The organism is Streptomyces sp. TAA204 (assembly GCF_000424965.1).
On sequence record NZ_AUKW01000006.1, the window covers coordinates 373,561 to 400,014 of the forward strand.

General features: G+C 72.9%; 24 protein-coding genes. 14 read left to right on the forward strand and 10 right to left on the reverse strand.

Annotated features, from left to right (window positions below):
* Positions 1 to 142: 142 nt before the first annotated feature.
* A complete protein-coding gene (locus H343_RS0114380) occupies positions 143 to 1,438 on the reverse strand; it encodes a glycoside hydrolase family 18 protein (protein WP_028431727.1) in 1,296 nt (431 codons plus the stop codon).
* A gap of 399 nt (positions 1,439 to 1,837) precedes the next feature.
* Here H343_RS0114380 and H343_RS0114385 point away from each other — a divergent pair, with 399 nt between their 5' ends.
* Positions 1,838 to 3,016, forward strand: a complete 1,179-nt coding sequence (locus tag H343_RS0114385; RefSeq protein WP_028431728.1) for an acyl-CoA dehydrogenase family protein — start codon at positions 1,838 to 1,840, stop codon at positions 3,014 to 3,016.
* 82 nt (positions 3,017 to 3,098) lie between these two features.
* On the opposite strand, the gene H343_RS0114390 is transcribed toward H343_RS0114385, so the two are convergent.
* Positions 3,099 to 3,764, reverse strand: coding sequence for a hypothetical protein (locus H343_RS0114390; protein WP_028431729.1), 666 nt, complete (start codon positions 3,762 to 3,764; stop codon positions 3,099 to 3,101).
* A 243-nt stretch (positions 3,765 to 4,007) separates the two neighbouring features.
* Positions 4,008 to 4,382 carry a hypothetical protein gene (locus H343_RS0114395; protein ID WP_028431730.1) on the reverse strand — a complete coding sequence of 125 codons (375 nt, stop codon included), beginning with the start codon at positions 4,380 to 4,382 and terminating at the stop codon, positions 4,008 to 4,010.
* A gap of 199 nt (positions 4,383 to 4,581) precedes the next feature.
* Between H343_RS0114395 and H343_RS0114400 the strand changes: the two genes are divergently transcribed.
* The 5 genes from H343_RS0114400 to fxsA all read left to right on the forward strand — a co-directional run bounded on the left by H343_RS0114400 (position 4,582) and on the right by fxsA (position 10,675).
* Positions 4,582 to 5,022: an Lrp/AsnC family transcriptional regulator gene (locus tag H343_RS0114400; protein ID WP_028431731.1), complete on the forward strand. Its 441-nt coding sequence runs from the start codon at positions 4,582 to 4,584 to the stop codon at positions 5,020 to 5,022.
* Between the two features lie 80 nt (positions 5,023 to 5,102).
* On the forward strand, positions 5,103 to 6,743 hold the full coding sequence (locus H343_RS0114405) for an amidohydrolase family protein (RefSeq protein WP_028431732.1): 1,641 nt from the start codon (positions 5,103 to 5,105) through the stop codon (positions 6,741 to 6,743).
* A 621-nt stretch (positions 6,744 to 7,364) separates the two neighbouring features.
* Positions 7,365 to 9,236: an apolipoprotein N-acyltransferase gene (gene lnt, locus H343_RS30620; protein ID WP_051265217.1), complete on the forward strand. Its 1,872-nt coding sequence runs from the start codon at positions 7,365 to 7,367 to the stop codon at positions 9,234 to 9,236.
* Complete coding sequence (locus H343_RS0114415; RefSeq protein WP_028431733.1) at positions 9,233 to 10,003, forward strand: polyprenol monophosphomannose synthase; 771 nt, start codon at positions 9,233 to 9,235, stop codon at positions 10,001 to 10,003. Before lnt ends, H343_RS0114415 begins: the two co-directional genes overlap by 4 nt.
* A 3-nt stretch (positions 10,004 to 10,006) precedes the next feature.
* On the forward strand, positions 10,007 to 10,675 hold the full coding sequence (gene fxsA, locus H343_RS0114420; RefSeq protein ID WP_028431734.1) for an FxsA family membrane protein: 669 nt from the start codon (positions 10,007 to 10,009) through the stop codon (positions 10,673 to 10,675).
* A 114-nt stretch (positions 10,676 to 10,789) separates the two neighbouring features.
* Here fxsA and H343_RS0114425 read toward each other — a convergent pair whose 3' ends face one another.
* The 4 genes from H343_RS0114425 to yczE form a co-directional block, all read right to left on the reverse strand.
* Positions 10,790 to 11,173 (reverse strand): RNA polymerase-binding protein RbpA, encoded by a 384-nt coding sequence (locus H343_RS0114425; protein WP_028431735.1) that lies wholly within the window; start codon positions 11,171 to 11,173, stop codon positions 10,790 to 10,792.
* Positions 11,174 to 11,427: 254 nt separating this feature from the next.
* Positions 11,428 to 12,789, reverse strand: a complete 1,362-nt coding sequence (locus H343_RS0114430; protein WP_486586902.1) for an MFS transporter — start codon at positions 12,787 to 12,789, stop codon at positions 11,428 to 11,430.
* A gap of 85 nt (positions 12,790 to 12,874) precedes the next feature.
* On the reverse strand, positions 12,875 to 13,696 hold the full coding sequence (locus tag H343_RS0114435) for a glycerophosphodiester phosphodiesterase family protein (RefSeq protein WP_028431737.1): 822 nt from the start codon (positions 13,694 to 13,696) through the stop codon (positions 12,875 to 12,877).
* A gap of 25 nt (positions 13,697 to 13,721) precedes the next feature.
* A complete protein-coding gene (yczE, locus tag H343_RS30625; protein ID WP_486586903.1) occupies positions 13,722 to 14,504 on the reverse strand; it encodes a membrane protein YczE in 783 nt (260 codons plus the stop codon).
* Between the two features lie 135 nt (positions 14,505 to 14,639).
* Between yczE and yczR the strand changes: the two genes are divergently transcribed.
* Positions 14,640 to 16,139, forward strand: a complete 1,500-nt coding sequence (gene yczR, locus H343_RS0114445; RefSeq protein WP_028431738.1) for a MocR-like transcription factor YczR — start codon at positions 14,640 to 14,642, stop codon at positions 16,137 to 16,139.
* Here the strand turns inward: yczR and H343_RS30630 are convergent.
* Both H343_RS30630 and H343_RS0114455 read right to left on the reverse strand, forming a co-directional pair.
* The gene (locus H343_RS30630; RefSeq protein WP_486586904.1) at positions 16,127 to 17,797 is read right to left on the reverse strand and encodes a P-loop NTPase family protein; all 1,671 of its coding nucleotides are present in this window, start codon (positions 17,795 to 17,797) and stop codon (positions 16,127 to 16,129) included. The genes yczR and H343_RS30630 overlap by 13 nt on opposite strands.
* Positions 17,798 to 17,864: 67 nt before the next feature.
* On the reverse strand, positions 17,865 to 18,059 hold the full coding sequence (locus H343_RS0114455) for a hypothetical protein (RefSeq protein WP_028431739.1): 195 nt from the start codon (positions 18,057 to 18,059) through the stop codon (positions 17,865 to 17,867).
* Between the two features lie 201 nt (positions 18,060 to 18,260).
* On the opposite strand from H343_RS0114455, the gene H343_RS0114460 reads away from it, so the two are divergent.
* The 7 genes from H343_RS0114460 to H343_RS0114490 all read left to right on the forward strand — a co-directional run bounded on the left by H343_RS0114460 (position 18,261) and on the right by H343_RS0114490 (position 25,557).
* Entirely contained in the window at positions 18,261 to 21,296 is a 3,036-nt protein-coding gene (locus H343_RS0114460; RefSeq protein WP_028431740.1) for a Na+/H+ antiporter subunit A, read from the forward strand.
* On the forward strand, positions 21,293 to 21,910 hold the full coding sequence (locus H343_RS0114465) for a Na(+)/H(+) antiporter subunit C (protein ID WP_028431741.1): 618 nt from the start codon (positions 21,293 to 21,295) through the stop codon (positions 21,908 to 21,910). Before H343_RS0114460 ends, H343_RS0114465 begins: the two co-directional genes overlap by 4 nt.
* Complete coding sequence (locus H343_RS0114470) at positions 21,907 to 23,628, forward strand: Na+/H+ antiporter subunit D (RefSeq protein WP_486586906.1); 1,722 nt, start codon at positions 21,907 to 21,909, stop codon at positions 23,626 to 23,628. The genes H343_RS0114465 and H343_RS0114470 overlap by 4 nt, the downstream gene beginning before the upstream one ends.
* Positions 23,625 to 24,278 (forward strand): Na+/H+ antiporter subunit E, encoded by a 654-nt coding sequence (locus H343_RS30635; protein WP_078505619.1) that lies wholly within the window; start codon positions 23,625 to 23,627, stop codon positions 24,276 to 24,278. Before H343_RS0114470 ends, H343_RS30635 begins: the two co-directional genes overlap by 4 nt.
* The gene (locus tag H343_RS30640; RefSeq protein ID WP_037903679.1) at positions 24,263 to 24,658 is read left to right on the forward strand and encodes a monovalent cation/H+ antiporter complex subunit F; all 396 of its coding nucleotides are present in this window, start codon (positions 24,263 to 24,265) and stop codon (positions 24,656 to 24,658) included. The genes H343_RS30635 and H343_RS30640 overlap by 16 nt, the downstream gene beginning before the upstream one ends.
* Positions 24,655 to 25,017 (forward strand): monovalent cation/H(+) antiporter subunit G, encoded by a 363-nt coding sequence (gene mnhG, locus H343_RS0114485; protein WP_028431743.1) that lies wholly within the window; start codon positions 24,655 to 24,657, stop codon positions 25,015 to 25,017. The genes H343_RS30640 and mnhG overlap by 4 nt, the downstream gene beginning before the upstream one ends.
* A 111-nt stretch (positions 25,018 to 25,128) precedes the next feature.
* Positions 25,129 to 25,557 (forward strand): membrane protein, encoded by a 429-nt coding sequence (locus H343_RS0114490; RefSeq protein ID WP_028431744.1) that lies wholly within the window; start codon positions 25,129 to 25,131, stop codon positions 25,555 to 25,557.
* A 223-nt stretch (positions 25,558 to 25,780) separates the two neighbouring features.
* Here the strand turns inward: H343_RS0114490 and H343_RS0114495 are convergent, their stop codons facing one another.
* On the reverse strand, positions 25,781 to 26,113 hold the full coding sequence (locus tag H343_RS0114495; RefSeq protein ID WP_158679562.1) for a hypothetical protein: 333 nt from the start codon (positions 26,111 to 26,113) through the stop codon (positions 25,781 to 25,783).
* Positions 26,114 to 26,454: the final 341 nt, after the last annotated feature.

Below are 26,454 nucleotides of genomic sequence, written 5' to 3' on the forward strand. Positions count from 1 at the left end.
GGTCCCATGGCACTCCTCGCGCCCCGCGCGGGTACGCGGGGCGCGAGGAGAGCGGCCGGATCGGGCAGGAGCCCCGGTGCCGCGCCGGCGGCGGCCACTGCCGGGTCCGGGCTGATCAACGAGAACAGCCCTGGTGCACCGGCTAACGGATGGACTTGATCAGTTCGCCGTCCGGGGTGTCGCCGCTCAGCTCCCACACGAAGGAGCCGCCCAGGCCCTGCCCGTTCGCCCAGTCGCTCTTGCTGCCGATGGTCGCCGGGGTGTCGTAGCTCCACCACTGGCCGTCGCAGTGCGCGTAGGCGGTGCCGGCGACCGTACCGTCGGCGGGGCAGCGGTTCTTGAGCACCTTGTAGTCCTCGATGCCCTGTTCGTACGTGCCGGGCGCCGCGCCCGTGGCGGTGCCGCCCGGCTCGGCCTGGCTCACGCCGCTCCAGCCGCGTCCGTAGAAGCCGAGGCCCAGCAGCAGCTTGTCGGCGGGAATGCCCATACCCGTGAGCTTCTCCACGGTGGCCGCGCTGTTGAAGCCCTCCTTGGGGATGCCGTCGTAGCCGGTCAGGGGCGAGTGCGGTGCGGTGGGGCCCTGTGCGTCCCAGGCGCCGAAGTAGTCGTAGGTCATGGGCAGATACCAGTCGACGTACTGTGCCGCACCGGCGTAGTCCGCCGCCTCCAGTTTGCCGCCGGGCGAGGCGTCGGCGGTGATCGCGGCCGTCACCAGCCTGTCGCCGCCGAACTCCTCGCGCAGGGCCCTCATCACGTCTGTGAAGGCCTGCGGTCCGCTTTCGTCACAGGTCAGACCGCACGCGTTGGGGTACTCCCAGTCGATGTCTATGCCGTCGAAGAGCCCGGCCCACCGCTCGTCGTCGAGGAGGCCGCGGCAGGACTCCGCGAACGCCTCGGGGTTCCTGGCCGCCTCGGCGAAGCCTCCGGACCAGGTCCAGCCGCCGAAGGACCACAGCACCTTCAACTGCGGGTGCTTCTTCTTGAGTTTGAGGAGCTGGTTGAAGTTGCCGCGCAGCGGCTGGTCCCAGGTGTCGGCCTGGCCGTCGACGCTCTGCTCGGCGGTGTAGGACTTCTCGTGGTCGGCGAAGCTGTCGCCGAGGGTGCACCTGCCGCCCTGCACGTTGCCGAACGCGTAGTTGATGTGGGTGAGTTCGGCGGCGGAGCCGGAGGTGTCGATGTCCTTGACGTGGTAATCGCGCTGGTAGACGTCCCAGTTGGCGAAGTAGCCCACCAGCCTGTCCCCGGCGGCTGGTTGCTGTGCGGCCTGCCCTGCGGGCCGCTGCGCCGGGTGCGGCCCGGGGTCCGCCGCGGCGCCCGCGCTGCCCGCCGTGAGTCCCGCGGTCAGTACGGCCGCGAGGGCGGTGGCGACAAGGGCGGCGAGGCGGCGCGGTGAGGTGTGTGAGCTGCTTCTGCGGCGTCGTGCGGGTGATCGGCCCATGGTTCTCCTCGGAGAGGTCGCGGGAGCGGGGGTGCGTTCAGCGGTGTGCGATGCGCCGGGCGCGGTCTGCGCGCGGTGGGAGGTGACAGGGAGGGCTGAGCAGTGCGCAGTCTTCCCGGCGGAATCTAGAAGGACTAGACCAGTACGTCAATGGTTTGAACCAGTCGTGTCGGTGGTTCTGTGTCCGTGCGTCCCGTTCCGTCCGGCCGCCCGTGACGGCATGCCCACGATCGGGCATACTTTTTGCGCCGCAGTCGCTGGTCAGCCGCCGTCGCAACCCGGCGGGGCACCATCACGGCCCAGCGGTTCCACCCGGTCCCGGCCCCGGCCGATGACCGGACACGGTGGCGTCACCACACCCCGGTCCGCCGCCGCAGCCCCCGACAGGAGGAGTGCGTCGTGACGCCTGAATACGGACCGCAGCCGGTCGACCGCCAACTGCCCACACAGGAAGCGCGCGACCTGCTCTCCCTCGTACGCGACCTGGTCGCCCGGGAGATCCGGCCCGAGGCGAGCGAGGAGGAAGCGGCCGGCCGCTTCCCGCGCGAGGTCTTCGCCCTGCTCTCCGAATCGGGGCTGCTCGGCCTTCCCTATGCGGAGGAGTTCGGCGGCGGTGGCCAGCCCTACGAGGTCTACCTGCAGGTTCTCGAGGAACTCGCCGCCGCGCGCCTGACCGTCGCTCTCGGCACCAGCGTCCACACCCTCGCCTGCCACGGCCTCGCCTCCTTCGGCAGCAAGCAGCAGCGGGCCGACCACCTTCCCGCCATGCTCGGCGGCGGCACGCTCGGCGCGTACTGCCTCTCCGAACCCGCCTCCGGCTCCGACCCCGCGTCCCTGCGCACCCGCGCCACCCGCGACGGCGACGAGTGGGTACTGGAGGGCACCAAGGCGTGGATCACCCACGGCGGCATCGCCGACTTCTACACCGTCTTCGCCCGCACGGGTCAGGCCGGGCCGCGCGGCATCACCGCGTTCCTCGTGCCGGGGGACGCCGAGGGGCTCAGCGCGGCGGCTCCCGAACGCAAGATGGGAATGAACGGATCACCGACCGCGCAGGTCCACTTCGACGGCGTTCGCGTCGGCGACGCCCGGCGCCTGGGGGAGGAGGGCCAGGGCCTGTCCGTGGCGCTCTCCGCGCTGGAGGCCGGCAGGCTGGGCATCGCCGCATGCGCCGTCGGACTCGCACAGGCCGCGCTCGACGAAGCCGTCAGCTACACGCAGGGCCGCGAGCAGTTCAACCGCCCGCTCTCGGACTTCCAGGGCCTGCGCTTCATGATCGCCGACATGGCCACACAGATCGAGGCCGGACGCTCCCTCTACCTCACCGCCGCCCGGCTGCGGGACGCCGGCCGCCCGTACGCGCGCGAGGCTGCCATGGCGAAGCTCTTCTGCACCGACGCCGCGATGAGTGTCACCACGGACGCCGTCCAGCTCCTGGGCGGCTACGGCTACACCACCGACTTCCCCGCGGAGCGCTACATGCGCGAGGCCAAGGTCCTCCAGATCGTCGAGGGCACCAACCAGATCCAGCGCATGGTCGTCGCCCGCCGTCTGCTCGGCCCCGAGAGCGTGAAGTAGCGGCACGCGGCGGCACGGGCGGTGTCCGACCGCCCGTGCCGCCCGTCCGCCCGTCCGCGCCCCCCTGCGGGGGCGGTCCGCGCTACGTGCTCCCCCGCACGTCCTCGACGACCTTCCTGCCGAGCGCCGCCCGCACCAGCCCCGCCGCGAGCCGTGCCCGGTCCCGCGGGGCGACGAGGGCGGACAGCTCCCCGGGCGCCGTGGGCAGACCGAGCCGTTCGGCACCCTGCTGCGCCTTCCCGTCGAAACAGGGGCCGAACTCCGGCCACACGGCCTGCGCCTCCCGCAGGAAGATGTCGACGCCCGTCGGCCCGATGCCCGGCACCTCCCGCAGCCGCTCCCCGGGCTGCGGGTCCCGGCGCACCGCGCGCAGGTCGCCCCGGTACTTCCTCAGCAGCAGCTCCGCGCCGTCGCCCAGCTGCGTGGCGGTGCGCTCGTCGTAGCGCCGGTAGCCGCCGGCGCCGAGGGCGTCGACCCGCTGCTGCCAGGTCGCTTCGGCCATGCGGCGGGCGGTGCGCATACCGGCGCCGGACAGGGCGCGGGACGCCGCGACCGCGATGTCGGCCTGGATGCGGGCCGAGAGCAACAAGGAGAGCACCAGCAGCCGGTACAGCGGGGAGGGGGTGTCGCGCAGCGTGATGCCCGCCTGCTCCGCGTACGTACGGCCGTGCCGGTCGAGGAGCGCGCGCGCAGTCGCCCGGTCCTCTCTTTGCCGCTGCGGTCTCGTCCTGGCCTGGGTGTGTGTCATGAGGGCCTCGCTCGGCTGGCGGAGTCGGAGGCCGTACGGGTGCCCACGCGGGCGCTCCCGCCACACCGGAACACCGGGAAGTGCACTGCCGGAGCAACGCGTGACCGGCCACCCGGCCCGTGAACCGCCGCGCCGGCGCGCCCGCCCTCTGCGGCTCTCCGCTCGTCCGTGTGCCCTCCGTTCACCGGCACTCCCCGCTGCGCCGGCCCGGCGGACCGGCGCGGTCGGAACCGGCGGAAGCCCTCAGATCACGGGTGTCGCGGGGCGCCCCGCGTGCGAGAACGGCTGCATCCGCCAGTCCAGCCCTGCCGGGAGGTTCAGCAGTGCCGTCACGTCGTGGTCGTGGACGGACTCCCCGTCCAGCGGGGCGGCCTGGGACGCCGGCCGTCCCGAGCCCTGGCAGACCGTCAGCCCGAACGGGTCCCACGGCGAGGCGCACAGCCCGTGTTCGGGCAGTGCGTCCTCCTCCGCGAGCAGCGCGATCGGCTGCCCGCAGTCCGGGCAGGTCACCCGGAAGATCTCATAGGTCTCGCCCTCGTACGGGTCGGCGGCCGCCGCTTCATGCCCCGCCCGCCGGGCGGCGTCATCGGCAGTACGGACCCGCTTCACAGTGCGCATATTCCCCCTCGGGTGGATGTGCCGGGCATCTCGCCCCCCGGCCACAGCAAGCACTTCCCGCGTCGTCACGCGAATATTCGCGGCACGCTCCGGGACACGGGAGCACGGATGTGGGCTTGGTCACACATGTGCGCTGTACGCGCTGTCGGGCATGCGCCCGCTGTGCCGGAGCGCATCCGGCGCAGTAGGTTGACCTGCTGTGGAGGAAGTGGACAGGCACATCGTCGATCTGCTCGTCAGGGACGGGCGGATGAGCTACACCGACCTGGGCAAGGCCACCGGCCTTTCCACCTCGGCGGTGCACCAGCGCGTGCGCCGGCTCGAACAGCGCGGAGTCATCCGCGGGTACACCGCACTCGTCGATCCCGAGTCGGTGGGTCTCCCGCTGACCGCCTTCATCTCCGTCAAACCCTTCGACCCCAGCGCACCCGACGACATCGCCGAACGTCTCGCCGAGGTGCCGGAGATCGAGGCGTGCCACAGCGTCGCGGGCGACGAGAACTACATCCTCAAGGTGCGCGTCGGCACCCCCATCGCGCTGGAGCACCTCCTGGCCCGAATCCGCTCGCTCTCCGGTGTCTCCACCCGTACGACGGTCGTCCTGTCCACCCCGTACGAGGCCCGCCCGCCGCACATCTGACGCACCGTGCGCCCGGCGCCCGCCGGGCCGGCGGAACCCCCGCGCGGAAGCGGCAGGCGTGCGGGCGGGAGACTGTCCCCATGAGCGAGAGCACCGCCCGCCGCCACGGGACACGCACCGTCCTGCTGCGCGGGGGAGAGATCCACAGCCCCGCCGACCCGTTTGCGACAGCGATGGTCACCGAAGGCGGCAGCATCGCGTGGATCGGTTCCGACGCCGCCGCCGACTCCTTCGCCGGCGGCGTCGACGAGACCGTCCACCTCGACGGAGCCCTCGTCACCCCCACCTTCACCGACGCGCACGTGCACACGACGGCCACAGGTCTGGCACTGACCGGCCTCGACCTCACCGGCACTCCCACCATGCGGGACGCGCTCGCCCATATCCGCGGCTACGCCACGGCACGTCCCGGCGACCGGGTCCTGCTCGGCCACGGCTGGGACACCACCGGCTGGCCCGAGGGGCGTCACCCCACCCGCGCGGAACTCGACGAAGCCACCGGCGGACGCCCCCTCTACCTCTCGCGTACGGATGTGCACTCCGCCCTCGTCACCACCGCACTGCTCGACCTCGTCCCCGGCGTCAGGGAGCGCTCCGGCTTCGCCGACGGCGCCCCCCTGACCCTCGACGCGCACCACGCCGTGCGCCGCGCCGCCCACGGCACCCTCACCGCAGCACGGCGCGCAGAGGCCCAGCAGGCGGCTCTCGGCCACGCCGCATCCCTCGGCATCGGCGACCTGCACGAGTGTGCGGGCCCCGGCATCTCGGGCGAGGAGGACTTCACCTCGCTCCTCGCCCTCGCGGCGGAGGGCGACGGCCCGCGCGTGCACGGCTACTGGGCCGAGCCCGTCACCTGCGCCGCGGACGCCGGCCGCATCCGCGCCCTGGGCGCCGTCGGAGCCGCCGGCGACCTCTTCGCGGACGGCTCGCTCGGTTCGCACACCGCCCACCTCAGCGCCCCCTACGCCGACGCCCCGCACACAGGCGCCGCCCACCTCGACGCTGACGCCGTCGCCGCCCACGTCGCCGCGTGCACGGAGGCCGGCCTCCAGGCGGGGTTCCACGCGATCGGCGACGCAGCCGTCGCAGCCGTCACCGCCGGAGTACGGGCAGCCGCCGGGCAGGTCGGCACCCAGCGCGTACGCGCTGCCCGGCACCGCGTCGAACACGCCGAGATGCTCACCGAGGAGACCATCGCCGCCTTCGCCGAGTTCGCGCTCACCGCCTCCGTGCAGCCCGCGTTCGACGCGGCCTGGGGCGGCACCGGGGGTATGTACGCCGCGCGGCTCGGCGCGGAGCGGGCAGGCACCCTCAACCCGTACGCCGCGCTCCTGCGCGCGGGTGTTCCGCTCGCCTTCGGCTCCGACAGCCCCGTCACTCCGCTCGACCCCTGGGGCACCGTCCGCGCCGCGGCCTTCCACCGCACACCCGCGCACCGCATCTCCGTGCGCGGCGGCTTCACCGCGCACACCCGCGGCGGCCGGCGCGCCGTGGGCAGCGACGAAGGGGGCGTCCTCGTCCCCGGGGCCCCGGCCGACTACGCGCTCTGGCGCACCGGTGAGCTGGTCGTCCAGGCCCCGGACCGCCGGGTCGCGAACTGGTCGACCGACCCGCGTTCCGGCACCCCGGGGCTGCCCGATCTCACCCCCGGCACCGAACTGCCCGTCTGCCTGCGGACCGTCGTAGGGGGAGCGACGCTCTACGCGCGGCCGAACGAGTGATGTACGCGCGTCCCGTACGCCCGAACGATGCCCCCTCAGCCTGTCGCCCCCGCGCTGGGGGCGCGGCACTGACCTGCTGATTCGGCGAAACGCCGCAGGTAGCGTGGCTGTTGACAGGCGATGCCCGCAGCCGGGTAGGTTCAGCCAGGTCCACCACAGGACGTCCGGCTTGCCGTTCCCCGCGCAGTCGTCGAACGCCGCTGGGCCAGGGGGTGGTGTGCCGCACCGGGACGCCACCACTGGGAGCCAGGTCCAGCGCCCGCGGCACGGGGGCGGAAGGTTCAGGCTGGCCGGCAGGTGTGACCCGGGTGGGGCCCGGATGCTCAGTAGACAACGGCTCTCGGTCGGCCCGCAGCCAGCGGGTCCCAGGTCGGCCCGAAGGGCACCGGGCCCCGACCCGCAGTCTTGCGCGGCGGCGCCCGCCACAGCTCCCCTCACCTCCGCCCCGCCCCCGGGCACTGCCCCGTGGTCCTCCGCGCGGCGCCCGTGCACGGGGTCCGGAACCCGGCGGCGCCGGGGCTCGTTCTTCCGTCCGCGGCATTGCCGACCCACGGCCCGCGGAGGTGCCCCCGCGTTATACGGTCACCTCACCACCGCACGACCTGCAGGAAGGGCGCGACCGTGCCATCGGGTTCCGACACCACCGCCGCATCCGCCGCCGGCGGTCCTTCCGCCGACGGGCCGGACGGCCCCGCCGGGACGCCGCACCCGGGCAGCCCGCGGGAGAGCTCCGAGGAGAGCGGTCCCGCCCGCAGTGCCACTGGTTCCAGCTCCCCCGAGGCCCTGGGGACGGAGCCCGAGCCGGACGGGAGCGCCGCCCCCGCGCCGCCCCGCGGACGGATGCGGCGGCTGGGCAGCCTGATACGGCGTGAAGCCGCCCGTACGGCACTGGCCGCCGTGGCCGGTGTCGCGCTGGCCCTGGCCTTCCCCCCGTACGGCGTGTGGCCGCTGTCCCTGGCCGCTGTCGCCGCGCTCAGCCTCCTCACCCGAGGGCGGACGCTCCGTCAGGGAGCCTGGAGCGGGCTCGCCTTCGGCTGGCCCTTCTTCACCGCGCTCCTCAAGTGGCTCCATGTCGTCGGCTGGGACGCGGTGCTGGGACTGGCCTTCCTCCAGGCCGCCTTCCTCGCCGTCCTCGGTGCCGCCGCCGCCGTCACCTCCCGGCTGCCGCTGTGGCCGCTGTGGGGCGCCTGCCTGTGGGTCGCCGAGGAGTGGGCACGCGACCGGGTGCCCTTCGGCGGGTTCCCGTGGGGGCGGCTGGCCTTCGCCAACACCGGCTCGCCGTACACGCCGCTGGCCGCTCTGGGCGGGGCCCCTCTGGTCACCTTCGCCGTCGCGCTGACGGGTACGGTGCTCGCCGCCGCCGCTCTCGCCGTGTGGCGCCTGCGCCGAGGAGCGCCCGCGTCCGCACCGGCGGACTCCGGCGCTGAGCGCACCAATACCCGCCGGCGCTCCGTCCACATGACCGTGGTGGGCCCGCTGGCTCTGGCCGCGGCCGTCACGGCCGCCGGCTACGCCGTTCCGGTACCCACCGACGCCGACGACACGGCGGACATCGCCGTCGTGCAGGGCAACGTGCAGCAGCCCGGCATGGACTTCCTCGGGCGTCCCATGAAGATCCTCAACAACCACGTCGAAGCCACCCTCGACCTCGCCCGCGAGGTCGAGTCGGGCAAGACCGAACGCCCCGACCTGGTCATCTGGCCCGAGAACGCCTCGGACCTGGACCCCTACAGGTGGCCCGAGGCCGGCGAGCGCATCGACGAGGCGGCCCGCGCGGTCGGCGTCCCCATCCTGGTCGGAGCCCTCGTCGACCACCCCACCCGGGAGGGCTACGTCAAGAACCAGGGCATCGTCTGGGACCCGCAGTCGGGGCCGGGGGCGTCCTACACCAAGCAGCACCCCGTGCCGTTCGGCGAGTACGTCCCCTTCCGCGACGAACTCAGCAAGGTCATCACCCGGCTGGAGCGCATCCCGCGGGACTTCTGGCCCGGCGACCGCTCGGGCGTTCTCCAGACGGGACCGGCCCGCCTGGGCGATGTGATCTGTTTCGAGGTCGCCTACGACGAGATCCCACGCGACACCGTCAACGCCGGCGCCCGTGCCCTCGTCGTCCAGACGAACAACGCCACCTACGGCAACACCGGACAGCCCGAGCAGCAACTGGTGATGTCCAAGCTCCGAGCGGTCGAGCACGGCCGTGCGGTCGTGACCGCCGCCCCCAGCGGCATCAGCGCGATCGTCGCCCCCGACGGCACCGTCGAGCAGCGCACGAAGGAGTTCGAGCGGGACGTCCTGACCGCCCGGCTTCCGCTGAGGGACGAGATCACACTCGCCGATCGCGTCGGCGCCGCTCCGGAGTGGGCGCTCGCTATGGTGGGCCTCCTCTCCTGCGCGGGGGCCTGGTACGCCGGACGGCGCGACCGGTCCGTACGCCAGGCGCAACAGGCGCGGCAGACGCGCGGAGCGCAGAACCACAAGGGGCAGCAGCGGTGACGGACGGCAGGCAGGAGCGGAGCTACGGGCCGCTCGGCACGGTTTTGGTGGTCATCCCGACCTACAACGAGGCCGACAACATCGAGACCGTCACAGCACGACTTCGCAAGGCCGTGCCCGAGGCGCACATCCTGATCGCCGACGACAACAGCCCCGACGGCACAGGAAAGGTCGCCGACGAACTCGCCGCGCAGGACGCCCACGTCCGGGTGCTCCACCGGAAGGGCAAGGAGGGCCTGGGTGCCGCCTACCTCGCGGGCTTCCGCTGGGGCATCGAGCACGGCTACGGAGTGCTGGTGGAGATGGACGCCGACGGCTCCCACCAGCCCGAGGAACTGCCCCGTCTGCTGACCGCGCTCAAGCGCGCCGACCTGGTGCTCGGCTCACGCTGGGTTCCGGGGGGACGGGTCGTCAACTGGCCACGCTCGCGGCAGTTCCTCTCCCGCGGCGGCAGCGTCTACTCACGGGTCCTGCTCGACGTGCCGCTGCGGGACATCACCGGCGGCTTCCGCGCCTTCCGTGCCGAGACCCTCAGCGGCCTGGGCATGGACGCCGTCGCCTCCCAGGGCTACTGCTTCCAGGTCGACCTCGCCCACCGGGCCGTGCGCGCCGGGTTCCGCGTGGTGGAGGTGCCGATCACCTTCGTCGAGCGGGTGAGGGGCGACAGCAAGATGAGCCGCGACATCGTGGCCGAGGCGCTGTGGCGCGTCACCGCGTGGGGAGTGGAGGGCAGAGTGAAGCGAGCGCTCGGCCGCAGGCACACTTGAACCATGACGAGCCGTGCACCGTACCCCCAGGAGCCACCTCACGAGCAGCCGGGCCCCGGCGGCTCCGGACGCAGGGACCCCTCCGGCCCCCGGCGCTCCCGGCTGCGCCGCTTCCTCCCGCTGGGAGTGGCGGCGTGGGCGCTGCTGGAGATCTGGCTGCTGACCCTCATCGCCGAGGCGGTGGGTGGCCTGGCCGTGCTGGGGTTGCTCCTGGCCGGTTTCGTGCTGGGCATCCTCGTCATAAGGCGTGCCGGTCGGCGAGCCTGGCGGTTGCTCGCGGAGAGTGTCCAGCAGGCCCAGGCCCGAACCCAGCAGGGGCAGGACGGCCAGGCCGCGGCGGAGGAGTCAGAGAGCGCACGTGAGGGCCGGGCCGGCGGCGGCAACGCGCTGGTGATGCTCGGCGGGCTGCTGCTCATGATGCCGGGCTTGGTCTCCGACGCGGCCGGACTGCTGTGCCTCTTCCCTCCGACGGCCGCCCTGATGCGCCGCACCACCCGCCGCTATCTGGAGCGCAGCGCCGGCGCCGGGCCGGGCGGCATCGGGGACGCCTATCAGCAGGCCCGCAGGGCGGAGCAGCAGATGCGCATCCACCGTCCGGACGGCAAGGTCGTCGAGGGCGAGGTCGTACGGGACGACGACCCGCCCACGCGCGACCCGGGCGCCGGAAACTGAGCGAGGGCTGGGGCCCGGCCGAGTGGGAGCACACGACAGCGCGCGGCCGGTGACCGCCTGAGCGGGTCACCGGCCGCGCGCTGTCGTACTGTCAGCTGCCGGACGCCTGTCCGCTCACGCGGACTTGCGCTTGTTGTTGCCGTCCCGCGGATGCACCGCGAGGTTCATCGTGCCGGAGCGGAGAACGGCGAGGCGCTCGGCGAGGACTTCTTCCAGTTCCTCGCGCGTGCGCCGCTCCATGAGCATGTCCCAGTGCGTACGCGCGGGCTTGCCCTTCTTCTCCTCCGGCCCTTCGCCGTCCACCAGGAGTGCCTGTGCACCGCACACCTTGCACTCCCACTCGAGCGGGATCTCGGCCTCCACAGAGAACGGCATCTCGAAGCGATGTCCGCCCTCGCATGCGTACTCCACGGCCTGGCGCGGTGCCAGGTCGATACCGCGGTCGGTCTCGTAGCTGGTCACCACGAGTCGCGTGCCGCGAAGAGCTCGCTCACTCATGAATTCGTGCCTCCCGGGCTGGTCGCCCACAGGACAGGTGTCGCTGTCGTCGTCATCTGGTCAACGTCCGGTCGGCGGTGAAGATTCCCGAAACGGGGATGCGTCGTCCGTCGTGCCGCCCTTCGTGTACCCACCGGTGACCGGTTTGTCACAAATGGCAGGAGACATCACCCAGTGTCGTCATCTCCGTGCCGTGCAGTAACGGTCCATCCGGCGAGCCGAGGGCGTACACTACCGGGCCGCCGCCGCATGTCCTAAATCCGGCCCGGCGGAGGGTTGCCCGCAGCAGCCGCCGCCCGCTCCACCGGTACCCGGAGCAGCACGAGGAAACCCAGGACGAAGAAGACGACCAGAGAGATGATGGCAGCCCGGTAGCTCTCCGTCAGCTGATACGCGAGTCCGAAGACCAGCGGTCCCAGCCAGCTCGTCCCCCGGTCGCTGACCTCGTACAGCGAGAAGAACTCGGCCTCCTTGCCGCGCGGCACCAACTGCGAGTACAGCGACCGCGACAGCGCCTGGCTGCCGCCCATCACCAGCCCGATGCCGGCGGCGAGCACGAAGAACCATCCCGGGGCCCCGGCCGGCAGGAAGTACCCGGTCGCCGTGATCGCCGCCCACGCCGCCAGCGATCCGAGGATCGTGCGCTTCGCCCCGTGCCTGCGGGCCAGCTTCCCCATCAGCAGGGCTCCCGCCACGGCGAGCACCTGGACGAGCAGCACGGCCGCGATGAGCGTCGTCTGGTCCATCCCCAGCTCCTCAGAGCCGAAGACCGACGCCTGGGTGATCACCGTCTGCACGCCGTCGTTGTAGATGAGGTATGCCAGCAGGAAGAGCATCGTCAGCCGGTACTGACGCAGTTCGCGCAGTGTCACGGCCAGTTGCCGCCAGCCGCTGAGCAGCGAGACGCGGGCGCCCGCCACCGTGCCCGGCCGCTCCCGCAGCCGCAGCAGCGGCACGACCGTGAAGAGAGCCCACCACACTCCGGCGGAGGAGAGGCAGATCCGCACGGCGGAGCTCTCGCTCACACCGAGCGCCTCGTGCTGCAGGAACAGCGCGAGGTTGGCCACCAGTACGACGGACCCGGCCGCGTAGCCGAAGGCCCAGCCTCGGGAGGAAACCGCGTCCCGCTCCTCGGGGGCGGCGATCTGGGGGAGGAAGGCGTTGTAGATGACCACAGCCACCGCGAACGAGACGTTCGCGACCACGAGCAGCGCACCGCCCAGCAGGTACCGGTCGCCCTCCAGGAAGAACATGGCGGCCGTCGCGCCCGCGCCGAGATAGGCGGCTGTGCCCAGGATGGGCTTCTTGCGGCCCGTACGGTCGGCTATCGCCCCTGCCAGCGGCATCACCACCACCGACAGCAGCACCGAGACGGAGACCGAGTAGGCGAAGTAGGAGCCCGCGCGCACCGGGATGCCCAGCGGGTGCACGAAACCGTCCGCGTCCGCCGCCGCCTTGGCGACCTCCGTCAGGTACGGGCCGAGGAAGACGGTGAGGACGCTGGTGGAGAAGACAGAGTTCGCCCAGTCGTAGAAGTACCAGCCGCGCTGCTCGCGGCGGCGCTCGTCGGCACCGTCCTCGGCACCGTCCTCGGCTCCGGTCACGACAGCACTCACACTTGCCCCCTCGCTCTGCCGGACCGTCCACGGTGCCGGTGCGCTCGCTTCCGTGCGGCCGGGCGGGCGGCACCTCCGCCCGGGTCTACTGAGCTCCGGGGCCGGGCAGCCACGCACCCCGCTCGGTCAGGACGTCGCGCAGTGTCTCGATGTGATCGGTCACAATGCCGTCAACACCCAGGTCGAGCAACTCCTGCATCCGTGCGCGTTCGTTGACGGTCCACACGTGCACCTGCATACGCCGGGCATGTGCCGCCCGTACGAACGCCCGGTCCACCACTCTTGTCCCCGAGCTGCGTTCGGGGACCTGTACGCACACCGCGCTGCGGCGCACCGCCCACACCGGCAGCAGCCCGTACGAGCGCAGCCGCAGCCGCACCACGCCGCGCCGCCCCAGTGACGTGGCCAGCCTGGGCCCGGCGAGCGCCTGGGCGCGGGCGACGCGGCCCTCGTCGAAGGAGCCGACGCACACGCGCTCCCACGCGTCCTCCTCGGCGAGCAGGTCCAGCAGGGGACCCAGTGCGGGCTCCGCCTTGAGGTCGATGTTCCAGCGCGCGCCGGGGAAGGCACGCAGCAACTCCCGCATCAGCGGCAGCGGTTCGCGTCCGCCGACCCGTGCGCGGCGCACCTCGGACCAGGGCAGTTCGCGGATCGCGCCGTGTGCGTCGGTCAGCCGGTCCAGCGCGGCGTCGTGAAAGGCGACGAGCTGTCCGTCGGCGGTCGCGTGCACGTCCGTCTCCAGATAGCGGTAGCCCAGGCCGACCGCGTGGGCGAAAGCGGACGTGGTGTTCTCCATGCCCGCCGCGGTGCCGCCGCGGTGGGCGAGCGCGAGCGGAGCGGGATGGTCGAGGAAGGGGTGCCGCGGTGCGCGGCGGAGGCCGGGCCGTGGCGGAGGGTCTGCGCTCATCACCGTCGCAGTATCGCGCGGGCTGTCACAGTCCCGGCTGCCGCCCCCGCCCGTCGTCGTCCGGCGGGCGGGGAGCAGCATCCTGCCCTCCGCTCGCCGGAAGGGAGGGCGAGTCGGGCGTGCCGCGTGCCACCACGTGCGAACGGCCCGGTGCCGCCGCGTCGTCGATGTGAACGGGCGCCGGTTCCGGCACGGCGAACACCCGCAGGAACAGCTGCGCCAGAGGCCCGATCGCCAGCGCGTACACCACGGTGCCCACTCCGGCCGTGCCGCCCAGCAGCAGCCCCGACACCAGCACGCTCACCTCGATCCCCGTACGCACCATGCGTACCGAGCGGCCGGTGACCCGGTGCAGGCCCGTCATCAGGCCGTCCCGAGGGCCCGGCCCGAACCGTGCGGAGATGTACAGGCCCGTGGCCACGCCGTTGAGCACGACGGCCGCGGTCATCAGCGGGACACGCACCGCGAGAGCGCCGGGCTCCGGCACGAGCCAGATCGTGCCGTCCATCGCCAGCCCGACCAGCACGACGTTGGAGACGGTGCCCAGGCCCGGCCGCTGCCGCAGTGGCACCCACAGCAGCAGGATCACGGCGCCCGCGACGATCGTGATCGCGCCGATCGACAGGCCGGTGTGCCCGGCCAGCCCCTGGTGCAGTACGTCCCAGGGGTCGAGCCCGAGATCCGCGCGCACCATCAGCCCGGCGCTCGCCCCGTACAGCAGCAGCCCCGCATACAGCTGGACCAGCCGTCGGCCCGTGTACCGGCGGGCAGGGGCGGCGGCGGACCGTGCGCCTTTGAAGACCGACAAGATGAACCTTCCTCTCCCGTACCTGCGCCTGCCCTGACTGCGCCGGCGGCTGGTGCCGATGGGCTGGTGCGTGGCAGTCTGGAGCCGGAGACCAGGCCACATCCATGTCCAATCCGGGAAAGGTGGACCGCAGCCATGGCTCAGTGGACCTCTGCCGTAGGGGCGCCGCAGCTCGCCCGGCTGCTGGCCTCCCAGCGCGCCGCCACGGCGGCGGAGGCGGGGCACCGCGTCCCGGCGTACCGCTCGCTGGCCGACGGCGTACGCCTTCTCGTGCTTGAAGGCCGCATCCCGGTGGCCACCCGGCTGCCCGCCGAGCGTGAACTGGCCGCCGCCCTGCGCGTCAGCCGTACGACCGTGGCCGCCGCCTTCGAAGCGCTGCGCAACGACGGCTTCCTCGCCTCCCGGCGCGGCTCGGGCAGCTGGACCGCCGTACCCGCGGGCAAGCCGCTGCCCACCCGCGGGCTGGAGCCGCTGCCGCCGGAGTCGTCGGGCTCGGTGATCGACCTGGCCTGTGCCACATTCCTGGCCCCCGAACCTCACCTGACCGACGCCTTCCAGGCAGCCGTGGGCGACCTTGCGCCCTACACCCACACCCACGGCAACTACCCGGCGGGCCTGCCCGCTCTGCGCGAGGCACTCGCCGAGCGCTACACGGCGCGAGGCGTGCCGACCATGCCCGAGCAGATCATGGTCACCACCGGTGCCATGGGCGCGGTCGCCGCCCTGGCACGCCTTCTCACCCCGCGCGGTGAACGCGTCGCCGTCGAACACCCCTCCTACGCCAACGTCCTTCACCTGCTGCGGGACGCCGGGGCACGCCTGGTGCCCGTCCCCATGGCCGGCGGCCTGACCGGCTGGGACCTGCCCGCCTGGCGGCAGGCGCTGCGCGAGACCGCGCCGCGCATGGCCTACGTCATAGCCGACTACCACAACCCCACCGGCGCTCTCCCCGACGACGACAGGCGCCGTGATCTGGTGGCTGCCGCCCGCGCGGCCGGCACGGTCCTGGTGGCCGACGAGTCGATGACCGATCTCACCCTGGACGAAGGCACCGAACTGCCGCGCCCTGTCGCCGCGTTCGACCCCGGCGGCTCGGCCGTGATCACCGTCGGCTCCGTCAGCAAGGCGATCTGGGCCGGTCTGCGCATCGGCTGGGTCCGTGCCGCACCCGAGGTGATCCGCAGTCTCGTCGCCGCACGCGTCTACGCCGATCTCGGCAGCCCCGTGCTCGAACAGCTCGCCGTCGCCCGCCTGATGAAGGGCGACGGATGGGACGCGGCGGTCGCGCTGCGCCGCGCCCGCGCCCGCGAGAACCGGGACGCGCTCGTCGCGGCCCTCCACGCCCGCCTGCCCGACTGGGAGTTCGCCGCACCGCACGGCGGGCTTACCCTGTGGGTCCGCACCGGCGGCCTGTCCGGCTCCCGCATCGCGGACGCGGGGGAGCGCATCGGAGTGCGGGTTCCGGCGGGGACGCGCTTCGGTGTCGACGGCGCGTTCGAGGGCTATGTGCGGCTGCTGTTCACCGTTTCCGGGCCTGTCGTCGCAGAGGCCGTCGCCCGGCTTGCCGAGGCCGCCGAACTGGTCCGTACGGGTGCGGTGCCCGAGGGGGACGTCCCCCGCACCTACGTGGCCTGAGCCGCCTGAGTCGTGGTCTCCGGTCCTGGCCCCGCCGCCGCGCCCGTCGCCGCCGCCGTCTTGTGCAGCACGTCCGGAAGGACGGTGCCGGGGGCGCCGGAGGCCTCGGGGTCGCCCTGCTGAGCGGTCACTCCCTTCGCGCGGGTCCCCGCACGCGGCGGCATCAGGCGCAGCACGGCCTGTCTTTCGGCTTCGCCCGCCGCCTCGTCGAGCGGGTCCGGCGTCGCGGGCACCTGCAGCCTCACCGCCGGGCCCCCTCCCAGCCGGGCGAAACCGCGCCCGGGAAGCGGGCCGGGCGGCGGCGCGGTGTCCTCGCCCAGCGTGTCCCGGGTCTCGGCGGGAGAGGCCGCTCCCAGCAGCACCCGTGCCCGGGTGTAGGCGCGCACCGCCGGGCTGAGCTGGTCCGCGCACTCGAAGTGCTCCGCCACCGCCACCGTCACGTTCGCCGCCCTTCCGTGCCGCAGCGGCACCTGGAGCAGCTCCTGCGGATCGCGCCGCGCCTCCGCCCGCGCCAGATGGCTCAGCGCCGCCGGCCGGTCGAGGACCACCCACAGAGGCCGCCGGGCGTCGTCGGGAACGCCGTGTCCCGTCTGCCGGGCACGGCTCGCCGCCGAGAGCCGGCGCTCCGTCTCGTGGACCACCCATTCGAGTGAGGCGAGCGCACCCATCACGGACGTCTCCACGGCGAGCACGCCGCTTCGTCCCGCCAGACCGGTGTAATCGCCGGAGCCGCCGCCGTCCACCACCAGCACGTCCCCGTGCTGGAGCGCCTGCAGCATCACCGACCGCAGCAGGGTGCTCGACCCCGCACCCGGAGCGCCGGCGGCCAGCAGGTGGGACTCCGTGGAGCGCGGGCCCGTACGCCAGATGACGGGCGGGAGGTCGCGCGCCCGGCCGCCGTCGGTGACGGGAACCCTGCGGTGCACCGACTCGGCGTCGGTGAAGCCCAGCACGATCTCACCCGGGGCCGTCACGAAGCGCTGAGCGTGGATGCCCTGCGGCAGCGGTCCGGGGACGGTCATCTCCAGCCGGTTGCGCTCCTCGTCCCACACGAAGCGGTACTCGCGGTCCCGTCCCGACTTGGCGCTCAGCAGACGCTCCACCAGGAGCCGTGCGGCCGGGTCGCTGTCACGGAAGTGCGGTGGATAGCGCAGGAGGAGGCGTTCGAGCCGGCCGTCCCCGGCGAAATCCGCCTCCTCGAAGGCCCGCTCCCAGGGACCGTCGTGCGCGAACAGCGGCTGAGGGGCCGCGTCGTCGGGGAGGGCGAAGTGCGGTACGAGCGCTTCGTAGACCGCCTGCAGCCGGGCGTTCTCCTCCTCGTCGGGGACGGTGCCGGTGCGTGAGCCCTCGCGGCCCTGCCAGGCGGCCGCTCCCACCACCAGGACCACCGCGAACGCCGGCCCCCACGGCAGCAGTGCCACCACCAGCAGGCCCACCGCGAACAGGAACAGTGCGGGACCCCGGCGGTCCTTCGGTGTGCGCACCCACCAGCGCACCGCCAGCACGGTCAGACGTCCCAGCCCGCGGACCAGCGTGATCAGGGGATGCAGGATGTCCAACGCGCCGTCCGCGCCGGCGCGGACGGCGCCGTGTGTCCGCCCGCTCGCGCTGCCGGGCCCCCCTCGTGGCCGGGGGAGTGCAAGTGGCCAACGCGCCACACGGCCTCCTGTGGTCAACAGCTTGTGAAGTGGTCGCGCGGAGGCGGGAGTCCACCGCCGCGAAAGGCTAGAACTTGATGCCGCCCAGCAGGCTGGCCAGGCTCGCGCTGCCCTCCTTGATACCGGGGGCGAGAGCGGTGCCCGCGAGGTAGAAGCCGAAGAGCGCGCAGACCAGAGCGTGGGAGAGCTTCAGGCCGTCCTTGCGGGTGAAGAGGAAGACGATGAAACCGAGCAGGAGAACGCCGGAGATGCTGAGAATCATGGGGACTCCTATGTAGGGGGTATCACCCTGAGTTCCTCAAGAGTCACAGAAAGTACATAAACAGGGAAACGGGCAACCGGGTGATTCGCTCCCCGTGCGGATGCCTCGCCGGCGTGCGGTGGAAAGCCCGCTCCCGGCCCGGGTGCCGTAATGCCTCTTTTGTGCGCAGATTGTGTATTTCATCGTGCGATCATCTGCGCTGTGCTGTCGCTGATCCTCATCCACTTCGCCGGGGCGTGCTGTGCTCCGCTCCTGGTCCGGTGGCTGGGCTCGCGGGCGTTCCTCGTCCTGGCCCTGGCCCCGGCCGCGGCGGCCGGATGGGCGTTCGCGCAGTACCGGGACCTCGCGGCCGGCGAGGTGATCGTCCAGAGGTGGCCGTGGATACCGCAACTCGGCGTGGAGATCAGCCTGCGCTGCGACGCGCTCGCCCTGCTGATGGTGCTCGTCGTCGGGGCTGTCGGGGCGCTGGTGCTCGTCTACTGCGCCGGCTACTTCAGCTGGGGCGAGTTCGGACTCGGGCAGTTCGCGGGCGCGCTGACCGCGTTCGCCGGGGCGATGCTCGGGCTGGTCCTCGCCGACGACCTGGTCGTGCTCTACGTCCTGTGGGAGCTGACCACCGTCTTCTCCTTCCTGCTCATCGGCCATGTGCCCGAGCGCCGCCCCAACCGGCTGGCCGCCCTCCAGGCGCTCATCGTCACCACACTCGGCGGACTGGCCATGCTCGTCGGCTTCCTGATGCTGGGCCAGGAGGCGGGCACGTACAGCATCTCCGCCATCGTGGAGCGCCCGCCGCCCGTGGCGGGTACCGTCCCGGCCGCGCTGGTGCTGATCCTCGCGGGCGCCCTGTCGAAGTCCGCGGTGTGGCCCTTCAGCCTGTGGCTGCCGGGCGCCATGGCGGCACCGTCGCCGGTCTCCGCCTACCTGCACGCCGCCGCCATGGTCAAGGCCGGGGTCTACCTCGTCGCGCGGCTGGCCCCCGCCTTCGACTCCGCGCTGCTCTGGCGCGTGAGCGTGCTCGTCCTCGGCGCCCTGACGATGCTGCTCGGGGGCTGGCGCGCACTGCGGGAGAGAGACCTCAAGAGGCTGCTGGCCTGGGGGACCGTGAGCCAACTCGGCTTCCTGATGGTCCTCTTCGGTACGGGCACCTACGACGCCGCGCTCGCGGGCACGGCGATGCTCCTGGCGCACGCGCTGTTCAAGGCGCCGCTCTTCCTCGCCGTCGGCGTCATCGACCACGCCACCGGGACACGGAACATCGAGCGGCTGTCGGGACTGGCCCGCTCCATGCCCGTACTGTGCGGCATCGCCTGCCTCGCCGCGCTCTCGATGGCCGGTCTGCCGCCGATGCTCGGCTTCGTGGCGAAGGAGGCCGCGTTCACGTCCCTGCTGGAGGGTGGGAGTACGCACGCGTGGACGCTGGCGGCCGTGGCGGCGGGGTCGGCGCTCACGACGGCCTACACCCTGCGGTTCCTGTGGGGAGCGTTCGCCGCGAAGCGGGCCGCGCCCCGCACGCCGGTCAGCGGCGGCACAGGGCCGCTGCTCCTCGCACCGGCGGCCCTGTGCGTCCTCGCCGGCGCGGCTCTGGGCCCCGGCTCCGGGGGACTCGATCCGCTCCTCGCCCGCTACGCCGGATCCTTCCCCGTACCCGAGGACCCCTTCCGGCTCGGGCTGTGGCACGGCTTCGAGCCGGCACTGCTGGTCTCCGTCCTGGCCTGGCTCGCGGGCGGCGTCCTCTTCCTGGCCACGCGCCCTCTCTCCCGGCTGGCGGAACGCATGTCGGTTCTCGAGGGGGCGCAGGTCTTCGCGCGCTCGCTGTGGTCACTGGAGCGGGCCTCCCTGGAGGTCACCGGCGCGGTGCAGCGCGGCTCACTCCCCGTCTACCTCGGCACGGCCCTCGCGTTCCTGATCGCCGCGCAGAGCGCCGCCATGATCATCGACCCGCCGTGGCGGCACATCGACTCGGTGCGCTGGTTCGACTCCGTGCCGCAGCTCGGCGTCGCCGTCGTCATCTCCGTCGTCGCCGTGCTGTGCGTGACCTCCCGTCAGCGGATGAAGGCGGTCGTGCTGGCCGGCGTCACCGGGTACGGCACCGCGGTGCTGTACGTCCTGCACGGCGCCCCGGACCTGGCGCTGACTCAGTTCGCCGTCGAGACGGTCTCCCTGGTGGTCTTCGTACTGGTGCTGCGCAGGCTCCCGGCACGGTTCCCCAGCAAGCGGCGGACGGGGAGCCTGCGGCGCGTCACCCGGACCGTGACCGGACTCGCCGCGGGAGCCTTCACCGCCACACTGACGTACGTGGCCGGGGCGTCCCGCCCCGACATCCCCCCGGCAGGGCCCGGGCTCATCGACGCGACCGCGGACCACGGGCTGAAGAACGTCGTGGCCACCGCCCTGGTGGACCTGCGCTCCTGGGACACGATGGGCGAGTCGGCCGTGCTCGGGGTCGCCGCCGTCGGCGTGACCTCGCTCGTCTATCTGCGGCGCCGCACCGGCAGCCCCGTCACGGCCGCGACCACCGGGCCGCGCTCCGGCGGGGGGACGCTGAGTGAGAGCTCCGGGCCGTCCGCGCCGCCCGGAGGAGCGGAGACCGCTCCCCGCGCCGCACCCGCCGGGACCGCGCTGGGCCCGGCCGGAGACCGGCCGGGACGTGCCGTGGGCGCCACGCCCCGGCGCACCTGGCTCACCGCCAGCGGAACCCTCGACCCCGAACGACGTTCGGTGATCTTCGAGGTGGTGGCCAGACTGGTCTTCCACCCCATCCTCGTGCTCTCCCTCTATCTGCTCTTCTGCGCCGAGACCCTCCCCGGCGGGGGCTTCACCGCGGGCCTGGTCGCCGGGCTCGCGCTCACCGTGCGCTACCTCGCGGGCGGACGTCACGAACTGGCCGCGGCCGCGCCCGTCGATGCCGGATTCCTGCTCGGCCTCGGCCTGCTGACGATGACCGGTACGGGCCTGGCGGGACTGGTGCTGCGTGGCTCGGTGCTCGGTTCGGGGACGTACGAGGGGCGGCTGCCCGTCATCGGGGACTTCCACGCCGCCAGCCCGGTGCTCTTCGACACCGGCGTCTACCTGCTTGTGCTGGGAGTCGTGCTGGACGTGCTGCGCAGTCTCGGCTCCGGCATCGACCGGCGGGTGGAGAGAAGCATGCGCGACGAGGCGCACACAGCGCCGCACGGCGGTGACGGCAGCGGCCCGGACAGCGGCGGGCGGCGCCCGGGCGGGGAGGCAGGCGAGTGAACGAGACAGTGGCACTGGTGGCGGCGGGCGGCGCGCTCGTCGCAGCGGGCACGGTCCTGCTGCTCAGCCGCCCCCTCACCCGCATCGTGCTGGGCGCGATCGTCCTGGGCAACGGCGTCAACCTGCTGCTTCTGGCCACCTCCGGCGCCGCGGGCCGGCCTCCGCTGCTCTACCCGGAGGTCGACAGGGAGGACATGCCGGATCCGCTGCCGCAGGTGTTCATCCTGACGGCGATCGTCATCAGCCTCGCCATGACGGCGTTCCTGTCCACCATGGCCTACCGGGCGTGGGAGCTGTCCGGCTCGGACGACGTACAGGACGACGTCGAGGACATCCTCGTCGCCCAGCGCGCCGACTACGCCGAGGAGCGCGACCGGCTGCGCGCCCTCTACCGCGAACGCCGCGAGGGGCACCGGGAGCAGCCCGCCGACGGGGAGCAGCAGACCCGCCGTGGCGGCGCGTTGAAGCGGCTGCGGGGCGACCGCAGCGAGTACCGGGAGGGACGGCGCAGGGCACGGGCCGAGATGCGGGCCGACCGCCGGCGCGGAGCCCGCGCCGAGGAGGGCACCGACGAGGACGACCTGTGGGAGACGATCCTGGGAGCGGACCGGTGATCGCCGGACTCACCGCCGCCGCGGCCACCCCCGGGGAAGCGGCGTCGGTCGCCTCGGCGCTCGTGCCGCTGCCGGTGATCCTCCCGCTGCTGGCCGCAGGGCTGAAACTGGCGATCGGCGTACGGCTGCAGCGTACTCAGCGCGTCATCAGCACGGTCGTCCTGGCCGCGGTCCTGGCCGTCGCGCTGCTGCTGCTCATCGACGCCGACAGGTACGGCCCTCAGGTCGTGTACGCCGGCGGGTGGCCGCCGCCCGTCGGCATCGTGCTCGTCGCCGACAGGCTCTCCGCGCTGATGCTGGTGATCTCCTCGGCCGTCACGCTGTGCGTGCTGCTCTACTCCATCGGGCAGGGCATGGCGGACAACGACGAGGCCACGCCCCTGTCCGTCTTCCACCCTTCCTACCTGGTGCTGGTGGCCGGCGTCTCCGACACGTTCCTGGCCGGTGACCTCTTCAACCTCTTCGTCGGCTTCGAGATCATGCTGACCGCCAGCTATGTGCTGCTGACGCTGGGCGGCACCGTCACCCGCATCCGGGCGGGAGCCACCTACGCGATCGTCTCGCTGCTCTCCTCGGTGCTCTTCCTGGCGGCGGTCGCCGTGGTCTACGCGGCGACGGGCACCGTGACGATGGCACAGCTCGCGGGAAGGCTCGACAGGCTCCCCGACGGAATCGGCCTGCTGGCGCAGATCTCGCTGCTGACCGTCTTCTGCATCAAGGCCGCCGTCTTCCCGCTGGCCGCCTGGCTGCCGGACTCCTACCCGACCGCGCCCGCCCCCGTGACGGCCGTCTTCGCCGGACTGCTGACCAAGGTCGGCATCTACTCGATGCTGCGCACCCAGACCCTCCTCTTCCCCGGCGACCGTCTCGCCGACGCCCTGATGGTCCTCGCCCTGCTCTCCCTGATCGTCGGCATCCTCGGAGCCGTGGCCCAGAGCGACCTCAAGCGGCTGCTCTCCTTCACCCTGGTCAGCCACATCGGATTCATGGTCTTCGGTATCGCGCTCGCCTCCCGCGCCGGATTCGCCGGTGCCGTCTTCTACGTCGCGCACCACATCACCGTGCAGACCACCCTCTTCCTCGTCGTCGGGCTGGTGGAGCGGCGCGGGGTGACCACGGACCTGCAGCGCCTGGGCGGCATCGCCAAGCTCTCCCCGGCACTCGGCCTCGTCTTCTTCATCCCGGCCATGAATCTGGCGGGCGTCCCGCCGCTGTCGGGGTTCCTGGGCAAGTTCGGACTGCTGCGCGCGGGTGTCGGCCACGGAGGTGCGCTGGTGTACGTCCTCATCGCCGCAGCCACCGCCACCAGCCTGCTGACGCTCTACGCGCTGGCGAAGGCGTGGAACCTGGCCTTCTGGCGGGCCGCACCGCCGGAGCTGTACGTGGTGGGCGTCGTCCTCGACGTCGTCGAGACGGAGGAGGAGACCTCGGCCTCCGCACCCGGTGGCCCCGGACTGCCGGGCGGAGAGCCCGGCGAACCCGGCAGCGCCGCCGACGCCCCCGTCCTCTCCGGCGGCCGGACCGAGGCCGCCACCTTCGGCGGACGGGCCATCACCACCGGCCGTCCGCCGGCAGCCATGCTGCTGCCGACCATCGGGCTGGTGGCCTTCGGACTGGCCTTCACCGTGCTGGCCGGTCCGCTCTCCTCCCTGACCGAGCGCGTCGCGGACGAGCTGACGGACCGCACGTCCTACGTCACGGCGGTGACCGGCCGATGAGCGGCACCGAAACGCAGCCGCCGGGCGGTCCCCCACGCGCCCGGAGCAGACTGCGGGCGGCGCAGTGGCCGATGGTGCTCGGACTGACCGCACTGTGGATGCTGTTGTGGGGCACGCCGAGCGCCGCGAACGCGCTGACGGGCGTCGTCGTCGGGGCCGTCGTGTGCGTGGTCTTCCCGCTGCCTCCGATCGAGACCCGGGTGCGGCTGCGTCCTCTCGGCGTTCTGCGCTTCGCCGGCCGCTTCGCCATCGACATGGTCGCCTCCAGCTGGCGGCTCAACCGTTACATCCTCGGCACGCGCCGCCCGCTGAGTGCCGTGGTGGCGGTACGGCTGCGCGCGCCCGGGGATCTCATGCTCACGATCACCTCCGCAGCGGTGTGCGCGGTGCCGGGCAGCAACGTCCTCGATGTGCACCGGCCCTCGGGGACGGTCTACCTGCACGTGGTCGGAGCGGGGAAGGAAGCCGAGCGGGAGCAGGCTCGCTACGAGGTGCTGCGCCTGGAGGCCCGCGTGGTACGGGCGTTCGGTACCCGTGCCGACGTGGCCGCCCTCGACGCGGAGGAGGGGGGTGCCCCGCCCCGCCGGCGCGGCGGGGCGCCCGGCGGGAGCGACTCGCAGGGGGAGGGAGGCCCGTGGGGACCGTCGTGAACATCGTCATCGGGCTGCTGCTGGCCTCCGGGGGGCTGGTCACCGTACGGCTGGTGCGCGGCCCGTCCATGCTGGACCGCGCGGTGGCCCTGGACGCGCTCGTCGCCGTGGTGATGGCAGGCATCGGTGTGCTCACCGCGGTGCGGCGGATCCCCTTCTACCTTCCGGCGCTGCTGGTCCTGGCCTTTCTCGGCTTCACGGGGTCGGTGAGCATCGCCCGGTTCCTGGCGCTGCGCGACGAGGCGGGCAGCGAGGACGCCGACGAGGAGGAGGAGCGCACGGACGGCGACGCGGACGGCGGGACGGCCGCGAACGCGGCTGCCGCCGGTGGCGCCGGCGGAGGAGACAGGGGCAGGAACGACGGGGAGGACGAGGGATGACCTGGGTGGGCGTGGCGGATGTGACGGCAGCCGTGTGCATGATGACCGGCGCGCTGCTGTGCGTGCTGGCGGGAATCGGGCTGCTGCGGCTGCCGGACGTACTGGCCAGGATGCACGCCGCCACCAAGCCGCAGGCGCTCGGCCTGCTGCTCGTCCTGATCGGAGCCGGACTGCGGCTGCGCAGCGCCGTGGACCTGGGAACGCTGGTGCTCGTCGGTCTCTTCCAGCTGCTGACCGTGCCCGTCGCCGCGCACATGGTCGCGCGCGCCGCCTACCGCTCCGGCCGGGTCGACCACGAGCACCTCGTGGTCGACGAACTGGGCGAGGCATCCCGCAGGTCCACGGGCCCGCCGGACTGAGCCGGCCCGCCCGGCTGGGCGGGCGTGCGGACCCCACGGGGTCCGGTGCGACGCCGGGGAGGAATGATGCCGGTGTCAGCTTCGACTGCCGCTCCCTCCACGGAGGTTCGCATGTCCACAGACCACCGCACCCGCGGCGACGGCCCTCCGGGCCGCTCCGCACGCTCCCGTCGCTCGGACCGCTCCGCCAGGGCACTCGCGCGACTGCTGGCCTCCGCCGGGGCTGCGCACCTCGTACTTCCCCGCCCGTTCGACAGGACGGTGCCCGCCTGGCTGCCCGGCAGCGCCCGCACCTGGACGACGGCCAGCGGCGTGGTCGAACTGTTCCTGGCCGCAGGCCTCGCCGCCCCGTGCACACGTCGCGTGAGCGGGTACGCCGCTGCCGGGTTCTTCGCTGCCGTCTTCCCTGCCAACGTGAAGATGGCTTACGACTGGCGGCAGCGGCCCACCCCGGTGCGGGCCGCCGCCTACGGTCGTCTTCCGCTCCAGGTCCCCCTCGTGCTGTGGGCGCGGCACGTCGCGCGGAGCGCCGGACGCTGACTCGGCGCTCGGCACCCGGCGGGGCGGACCCCTTCTGCCCCGCCGGGCGGGGCAGAAGGAGAGACGCCGCGCATGCCCTCGCGTGCGCCGGGAGGAACCACGGGCACGTCTCGTTCCGTGCGACCGGCCGGACCCGGCTGCCCGGCGGGAGCGGCCGGGTGCGCGCTGCGGCGGAGGGGCGCAGCGGGGAGGCATGGCGCTGCTCCCGTCGAGGCGCCGGAGCTCACGGCTGCCGCGACCACGCCGCCCACGCGGAGGCGACATCCGCGTGGAAACGGCAGCGCACGTCGTCGCCGAGCGGCTCGCGGACGCCCTCGTCCGCCCCGACGATGTGGAAGCGCAGACGGCTGCCTGGCGGGAGCAGTTGGGGCAACTCGTGCGCGGAGAGCGCCTCGTCCCGGTGGACATGATTCAAGTCCAGGTAGAACTGGGTGCGTTCGTTCTCGGCGCGGGCGTACAGGCTGTAGTGCAGCACCCTCATCGTCGCGGCGCACAGCGTGCCGCTCGCCGCCAGCCACACGCGCAGACCCGCGACGGCCAGGACACGGACCTGCATCGTCGCCGTCCCCATGAAAGCCCTTGTCCGGCTGCACGCGGCGAGGCAGGGGGAGGCACCCGCACCCCGCCCGTACAGGCCATCGGTGTCGCTGACGTACTGACTGGTATGGCAACCAGTATCACTGCCAACTCCCGTCGGCGCAGGCGGTGACCGACACGGCACGTTCCCCGCGCATTTTCCGACGGGCGGGGACTCCTCCCGTCCACGGGTTCGCCCTGGTGAGCGCGGCGCGGAAGCCCCGCTGGGGGCCAACAGCCGTGCTGTGCAGCTGAGTTCGGTCCCTCGACCCGCAGGAGGCCACGATCTGCTGCCGACGCGCTCTCCTTCGCAGCGACAAG

Bases quoted from the DNA above. Each gene is read 5' to 3' on its own strand.
- H343_RS0114380 (WP_028431727.1), bottom strand. From the start codon at position 1,438: ATGGGCCGATCACCCGCACGACGCCGCAGAAGCAGCTCACACACCTCA.
- H343_RS0114390 (WP_028431729.1), bottom strand. From the start codon at position 3,764: ATGACACACACCCAGGCCAGGACGAGACCGCAGCGGCAAAGAGAGGAC.
- mnhG (WP_028431743.1), top strand. From the start codon at position 24,655: ATGACCTGGGTGGGCGTGGCGGATGTGACGGCAGCCGTGTGCATGATG.
- H343_RS0114490 (WP_028431744.1), top strand. From the start codon at position 25,129: ATGTCCACAGACCACCGCACCCGCGGCGACGGCCCTCCGGGCCGCTCC.
- H343_RS0114405 (WP_028431732.1), top strand. From the start codon at position 5,103: ATGAGCGAGAGCACCGCCCGCCGCCACGGGACACGCACCGTCCTGCTG.
- H343_RS0114395 (WP_028431730.1), bottom strand. From the start codon at position 4,382: ATGCGCACTGTGAAGCGGGTCCGTACTGCCGATGACGCCGCCCGGCGG.
- H343_RS0114425 (WP_028431735.1), bottom strand. From the start codon at position 11,173: ATGAGTGAGCGAGCTCTTCGCGGCACGCGACTCGTGGTGACCAGCTAC.
- H343_RS30635 (WP_078505619.1), top strand. From the start codon at position 23,625: ATGAGCGGCACCGAAACGCAGCCGCCGGGCGGTCCCCCACGCGCCCGG.
- H343_RS0114495 (WP_158679562.1), bottom strand. From the start codon at position 26,113: ATGCAGGTCCGTGTCCTGGCCGTCGCGGGTCTGCGCGTGTGGCTGGCG.
- yczR (WP_028431738.1), top strand. From the start codon at position 14,640: ATGGCTCAGTGGACCTCTGCCGTAGGGGCGCCGCAGCTCGCCCGGCTG.
- H343_RS0114435 (WP_028431737.1), bottom strand. From the start codon at position 13,696: ATGAGCGCAGACCCTCCGCCACGGCCCGGCCTCCGCCGCGCACCGCGG.
- H343_RS0114455 (WP_028431739.1), bottom strand. From the start codon at position 18,059: ATGATTCTCAGCATCTCCGGCGTTCTCCTGCTCGGTTTCATCGTCTTC.
- fxsA (WP_028431734.1), top strand. From the start codon at position 10,007: ATGACGAGCCGTGCACCGTACCCCCAGGAGCCACCTCACGAGCAGCCG.